At 72.9% G+C, this 7305-nt stretch carries 4 protein-coding genes; all 4 read left to right on the forward strand.

What is annotated here, in order from left to right; genetic code table 11:
- Positions 1–756: DUF2272 domain-containing protein (locus tag L2I40_RS15325; protein ID WP_237216074.1), on the forward strand; the 756-nt coding region annotated here is incomplete at its 5' end.
- An 81-nt stretch (positions 757–837) separates the two neighbouring features.
- Positions 838–1953: an NADH:flavin oxidoreductase/NADH oxidase gene (locus tag L2I40_RS15330; protein ID WP_237216075.1), complete on the forward strand. Its 1116-nt coding sequence runs from the start codon at positions 838–840 to the stop codon at positions 1951–1953.
- Between the two features lie 240 nt (positions 1954–2193).
- On the forward strand, positions 2194–3321 hold the full coding sequence (gene dnaN, locus L2I40_RS15335; RefSeq protein ID WP_237216076.1) for a DNA polymerase III subunit beta: 1128 nt from the start codon (positions 2194–2196) through the stop codon (positions 3319–3321).
- Between the two features lie 560 nt (positions 3322–3881).
- Positions 3882–7305 (forward strand): Hint domain-containing protein (locus L2I40_RS15340; RefSeq protein ID WP_237216077.1); only part of this gene is annotated, 3424 nt, incomplete at its 3' end.

Raw genomic sequence — 7305 nt, forward strand, 5'->3', positions numbered from 1 at the left:
GCCCCCGCGCCCATCGCGCCGCCGCTGTCCTATCCGCCTGCCGCGGCGGAGCGCGTGCTGCGCATCGCGCTGGCGGAATGGCGCGACTGGGGCGGCATCGTGCGCGAGGCCAATGCCGCCTGGGCCGATGCCGACTGGGACGAGGCGAGCCCGGAACGCGACCCGGCCAATTTCCCGCGCGTGCTGGCCTATTGGCGCGCGGTGCCTGTGGATCACGGCGCGATCGCCGACAACCGGCGCCGCTACGCCGCCGCGCTGGCCGGCCAGGCCGAGGGTGCGGCGCTCTGGGCGGAGCCGCTGTGGTCGGCCGCCTTCATCTCCTGGGTGTTCGGCGCCGCGGGCGTGGATGCGCGCGAGTTCCCGCCGAGCGCCACCCATGCGTTCTACCTCGACGGGCTGATCGCGGATGCCCGCGCCTTCCCGGACCGCGCGCCCTTCCTGCCGCGCGCGCCGGCCGAGCATGCGCCGCGGCCAGGCGACCTGGTGTGCCTCGACCGCTCGCGCGCGCCGCTGCGCCACTGGACGGAGCGGCTGGCCGAGACGGGCGTGCCGCGCCCGATGCATTGCGACATCGTCGTGCGCAGCGGGTCTGGCGTGGTCGAGGCGGTCGGCGGCAATGTCGGCGACGCCGTGGCCATCACGCGCTTCCCGGCGGATGCGTCGGGGCGGCTGCGGCCGGCGCCGCCGGGCCGCATGCCGATCGTCGTGGTGATGGAAAGCCGGCTGGGACGGCTTCCGCCCTGGTCGCGGGAGTGACATTCGAGGAGGTGGAAGGCACCTTGCCGCCCGCCGGGGCGACGACCGTGAGCCGCGCCTCCGCCGCTTGAGGACCTCCATATGGCCGATCTGTTCCAGCCGCTGACGCAGCGCGGCGTGACCTTCGCCAACCGCATCGGCGTCTCGCCGATGTGCATGTACTGCGCCGCGGACGACGGCAGGCCGACCGACTGGCACCTCGCCCACCTGCTGCAGCGCGCGATCGGGGGCGCGGCGCTGGTGATGGCGGAGGCGACCGCGGTCACCGCCGAGGGCCGCATCACGCCGGGCGACCTCGGCCTGTGGGAGGAGGCGCAGGTCGCGGGCCATGCGCGGCTCGCCGCCGCCATCGCGCATGCCGGGGCGGTGCCGGCGATCCAGATCGGCCATGCCGGCCGCAAGGGCAGCCGCGACGTCGGCTGGAAGGACGCGCCGGCGGCGCCGGGCTGGGAGATCCGCTCGGCCTCCGACATCCCGATGGGGCATTTCGCCGCGCCGCGCGCGATGGCGGATGCGGAGGTGGCGGAGATCCCGGCGCTGTTCGCCGCCTGCGCCGCGCGCGCGGTGCGCGCCGGCTACCGCGTGATCGAGGTGCATGGCGCGCATGGCTATCTGCTGCACCAGTTCCTCTCGCCGCTGTCGAACCGGCGCAACGACCGCTGGGGCGGCGACTTCGAGGGCCGCGCGCGGCTGACGCTCGAGGTCGTGCGCGCGGTACGCGCCGCGATCCCGGACGACATGCCGCTCTGGCTGCGCGTCTCCCACACCGACTGGGTGGAGGGCGGCTGGACGACGGAGGAGACGGTGGAGCTCGCCCGCCGCGCCAAGGCCGCGGGGGTGGACCTGGTGGATTGCTCCTCCGGCGGGATCGATCCGCGGCGGCAGGTGATCCCGGTGGGTCCGGGCTACCAGGTGCCGGGGGCGGCGGCGGTGCGCGCGGGGGCGGGCATCGCGACGGCCGCGGTCGGGATGATCACCGAGCCCGAGCAGGCGCAGGCCATCGTGGCGGAAGGGCGTGCCGACATGGTGCTGCTGGCGCGCGCCGTGCTGCGCGACCCCTATTGGCCGGTGCGCGCCGCCGCGGCGCTGGGCCGGGCGGAGGCGGTCCGCTGCCCGCCGCAATACGAGCGCGGCTGGAACGCCATCGCGAAGCTGCAGATGCGGATGGAGACCGGGGAGCCCTTCCCGGCGCTCTGATATCGGACGGCCGAAGGTTTCACCTCGGCCCCTCAATCGCCGGCGCCGGCCTCGGCCGGCTGTCGCCGGCCGCAGCTCGATCCTTAAGCCGTCGGACCGGCCGCGACCCCGCCTTCAACTCCCGAGTCGCGGCTGGTAAGGTGGCCAACCCCGCGGAAGCGGGTGGGGGCCAACGGGACCCTGGAACGCGGCGGGGCCAAGACCCCCGCGGCGCCGGGCCCAGCGTCGGGAAGCCGTGCGATGAAGTTCTCCGTGGACAGGGCCGTGCTGCTCAAGGCGCTCGCCCATGTGCAGAGCGTGGTGGAGCGGCGGAACACCATCCCGATCCTGGCGAACGTCATGCTGGAGGCGCGCGAGAGCGGCCTGAAGCTGACCGCGACCGACATGGAGATCGCGGTGGTCGAGGAAGTGCCCGGCGTCACCGTGACGCGCCAGGGCCGCACCACCGCGCCGGCCGCGACGCTGTATGAGATCGTCCGCAAGCTGCCGGAGACGGCGAAGCTCGAGCTGGACCATCCGGGCGGCGACGCGCAGCTGACGCTGCGTGCGGGCCGCTTCGACGCCAAGCTGGCGGTGCTGCCGGTGGACGATTTCCCCTCGATGACCGAGGGCAAGCTGCCGCACAAATTCGCCCTGCCCGCCGGGCAGCTGCGCGAGCTGATCGACCGCACGCGCTTCGCCATCAGCACGGAGGAGACGCGCTACTACCTGAACGGCATCTACTTCCACGCGGCCGAATCGGGCGGTGCGAAGGTGCTGCGCGCGGTGGCGACCGACGGCCACCGCCTGGCGCGAGTCGAGGAGCCGCTGCCCGAGGGTGCGGCCGGCATGCCGGGCGTGATCATCCCGCGCAAGACGATCAACGAGCTGCGCAAGCTGGCGGAGGAGGTGCAGGACGAGATCGCCGTCGCGCTGTCCGACACCAAGATCCGCTTCACGCTCGGGCCGGTGCAGCTGACCTCGAAGCTGATCGACGGCACCTTCCCCGAATATGAGCGCGTGATCCCGCGCGGCAACGACAAGGTGCTGGAGGTGTCGAAGGACGTCTTCGCGCAGGCGGTGGCGCGCGTGGCCGGCATCAGCAGCGAGCGGTCGCGTCCGGTGAAGCTCAGCGTGGACCGCAATCATCTTCTGCTGTCGGCGACGAGCCCGGAACTGGGCCAGGCGCAGGAGGAGCTGGACGGGGAGGTGGTGAGCTATGCCTCGAGCCCGCTCGAGATCGGCTTCCAGGCGCGCTACCTGAACGACATTACCGACCAGATCGCCGAGAAGGTGGTGTTCCGCTTCGCCGACGGCTCGGCGCCGACCATCGTCATGGACAGCGCGAAGCCGGAGGCGCTGTACGTGCTGATGCCGATGCGGGTGTGAGACGCGCGTGACGGCGCCGGGGCGGATGCGCCCCGGCGGCGGCGCGGCGTGGCGGAGCGGGTGTGGCTTTGCTGCCGCACGGCTGACGCGAATGCGCGAAAGGTTCCGCCCGGCGCTCGCGGCGCCGTTATCAGGATGTTCCCCCGCCGGTTGCGCGAGAGTAACGTCGCCTCGCCGGGGCCGGTCGCGTCGTGCCCGGCCCGGCGACGGAGATGGTGCATGGGGCGGAGCTTCATCGGGGGGGGTGGCCCGAGCACCTTCATCGGCACGGGCGCCGGCACGATCCAGGGCGCATCCGGCGCCATCGCGGGTCCAGCCGCCGCCGTCGACAACGGCGGCCATAGCCTGAGCGGCCTTCGCGGTCGGGTTTCGATCGTCGTCGTCGGCGATGCCTTCGCGGGTCGGGGAGCAGGCTCCTCGCCGCGTCCGCGTGCCTTCTTCACGTCCGGCAGACGCGCCGGCTGCATCCGTTTCGAGCGCCGGGTCGGAAGAGCTTAACGATGTCTCAAACTGGCGGTAACCTCCCAAGCAATCTCACCGGTGGCCCTGGCGCCGACACGTTGCTGGGCGCCGCCGGCGCCGACGTGGACCCGGCCGCCAATGACGTTGACGACGCCGATACCCTGAGCGGCGCCGGCGGCAACGATACGATCTTCGGCGGCGGCGGCAGGGACAGCCTCTTCGGCAACGACGGCAACGATTCGATTTCTGGCGGCAACGAAGGCGACACGATCAGCGGCGGTCCGGGCGCCGACAGCCTGTTCGGCGGCGCCGGCGACGACCTGCTGAACTACTCCAGCGACAACACGGGCGTCTCGGTCAACCTGGGCGCCAGCACGGCGTCTGGCGGCGAGGCGCAGGGCGACGTCATCTCGGGCTTCGAGGCGGTTCGCGGCGGCAACGGCGCCGACACGCTGATCGGCGACGGCGGGTCGAATACCCTCGAGGGTGGCGATGGCGGCGACAGGCTCGACGGCGGGCTGGGGAACGACCTGCTCAGCTATCGCACCGACAGCGCGGGCGTCTCGATCAACCTCGCCTCCAACTCCGCATCCGGCAACCCGAACAGCCACGCGCTGGGCGACAGCATCGCGGGCTTCGAGGCGGTTCTCGGCGGCAGCGGCGCCGACACCCTGATCGGCAACGACGGCGCCAACACCATCGAGGGTGCCGGCGGCGCCGACAGCCTGGTCGGCGCCGGCGGGAACGACCTGCTGAGCTACAGCAGCGACACGACGGGCGTTTCGGTCAACCTCGGCACCGGCGCCGCCTCGGGCGGGCATGCGGCGGGCGACAGCTTCTCGGGCTTCGAGGCGGTTCTCGGCGGCCGCGGCGCCGACACCCTGATCGGCGATGGCAACGCCAACACGCTGGATGGCGGCGCCGGCGATGATCAGCTGTCGGGCAGGGGCCTCGGCGACCTGCTGATCGGCGGCGCGGGCAACGACACGGCGTTCTACAACGAGGGCGCCGCGGTCAACGTGAACCTGGCGACCGGCCTGGGGCTGTTGGGCGATGCGGCGGGCGACACGCTGCAGGGCATCGAGAACCTGGTGGGTGGCGCGCTTGGCGACACGCTCACCGGGGACAGCATCGGCAACCTGCTCGATGGCGGCGGGGGGAACGACAGGCTCGACGGCGGCGAGGGCGACGACCGGCTGCTCGGCGGCACGGGCGACAACCTGCTGCTCGGCGGCGCGGGCGCCGACAGCCTGGTCGGCGGCAGCGCGGCCGACACGATCGACGGTGGCGCGGACAACGACACGCTCTCCGGCGCGGGCGGCGACGACCTGCTGATCGGCGCCAGCGGCGACGACAGCCTGGTCGGTGGCGCCGGCGCCGACACGCTCTCCTTCGCGAACAGCGGCCCGGTGCTGCTGGGCCTCAGCAACGCCCTCGTCAGCACGGGCAACGAGATCGGCGTCGATACCCTGGCCGGTGACTTCGAGGCGGTGATCGGCTCCGAAGGCAACGACACGCTTGCCCTTGGCCCTGCGACCGCGAACGTCACCCTGGCGGGTAACGGGGGCGACGACAGGGTGACGGGCGGCAGCGGGAACGACCTGCTGCTCGGTGGCGCCGGTGCCGACAGCCTGGTCGGCGGCAGCGGCGACGACACGATCGATGGCGGCGCGGACAACGACACCATCCGGTCTGGCGACGGCGCCGACAGCGTCCTCGGCGGCGCTGGCGCCGACAGCATCGAGGGTGGCATCGGCGCCAGCACCGTCGATGGCGGGGCGGGCAACGACACGATCCTCGGCATCGGCAGCGGCCCCCTCCTCGGCGGCGACGACGGCGACCTGATCGTCGGCGGCGTGCCCGGCGTCGCCTACACGATGGATGGGGGCGCGGGGAACGACAGCCTCAACGGGAACGGCGGCGCCGAGTCCCTCGTCGGCGGCGCGGGCAACGACACGATCAACGGCAATGCCGGCGACGACACCATCGTCGGCGGTGCGGGGGCCGATTTTCTTTTCGGCGCCAGCGGGACCGACGTGCTGTCCTATGCCAACGACACCGTCGGCGTGTCGGTCAACCTCGGCAACACGACCGGCCACACGGGCGGCGAAGCCCAGGACGACACGATCGGCGGCTTCGAGGTGCTGATCGGCGGCAGCGGCAACGACAGCCTGACCGGCGAGCCCACGGGCAACACGCTCGATGGCGGTGCGGGCAGCGATACGCTGGCAGGCCTGGACGGCGCCGATTCGCTCAACGGCGGCGCCGACAACGACATCCTGTTCGGCGGCAGCGGCGCGAACACGGCGGTCGGCGGAGCGGACGGCAACGACACGCTGCTCGGCGGTGGCGGCGACGACCGGCTCTTCGGTGAGGGGAACGACGACTCCCTGGTCGGCAGCCTGGGGAACGACACGCTGCAGGGCGGCAGCGGGAACGACACGCTCGGCGGCGGCGGCAACAACGACCTCCTCGTGGGCGGCGCGGGCAGCGACTCGCTCTCGGGCGGCGGCGACGCGGACACGGTGGACTACAGCGGGTCGCCCGACGCCGTGCAGTTCAACTTCGCCCTGACTGGCGAGGGCGGCGACGCGGCAGGCGATGCCCTGAACGCCGGCGACATCGAGGTTCTCCGGGGGTCCAACTTCGGCGACTTCATCGGGGTGGCCGCGACCACGGGCTCCTTCGGCACGATCCTCGGCGGCGGCGGAAACGACACGCTCAGCATCGCGTCGGGCGGGTCGCAAGCCCGCTTCCTCGCCGGCGAGGGCGGCGACGACCTGCTGATCGGCGGCAGTGGCAACGACACGCTGGACGGCGGCATCGGCGCCGACACGCTGGCGGGTGGCGCGGGCGCCGACAGCCTGATCGGCGGTGGCGGCAACGACTTCGCCAGCTACACGGACAACATCGCCGGCCAGGGCATCAACGTGACCGCCACGGGCGGCACGGATGGCCGCGGCGGCACCGATGCGTTCGACGGCCTCGAGGGCGTGATCGGCGGCCTCGGCAACGACACGATCAGCTTCGCCGGCGGCGCGGTGACGCTGAGCGGCGGCGGCGGCAGCGACAACATCAACATCGGCGCGACGACGAACAACCTGCTTGACGGTGGCAACGATACCGACGCGCTCGGCTTCACCTTCGACGGCACGGTGACGATCACCGGCGTGGCGGCCGACTTCACCTACACGACCTCCGGCGGCGGCACCGGCCGCGCGCTGAACTTCGAGTCGATCCGCGACGCCAGCGGCAACCTGGTCTCCATCTCGACCATCCTCGGGACCGGCGGGACAGGCACGCTGCCGGTGTGTTTCGCCGCGGGCACGCGCATCCTGACCGCGCGCGGCGAGGTGGAGGTGGAGCGGCTGCGGCCGGGCGACCTGGTGGCGACGGTGGCGGGCGAGGGCGCGCCGATGCAGCCGGTGCTGTGGATCGGGCGGCGGCGCATCGCGCTGGCGGGCCACGCCTCGGCCGCGGAGCTGGCGCCGGTGCGGATCCGCGCCGGCGCGCTGGGCGATG

Origin of the sequence: Falsiroseomonas oryziterrae (assembly GCF_021864505.1) — a bacterium.
Lineage (GTDB): Bacteria > Pseudomonadota > Alphaproteobacteria > Acetobacterales > Acetobacteraceae > Falsiroseomonas > Falsiroseomonas oryziterrae.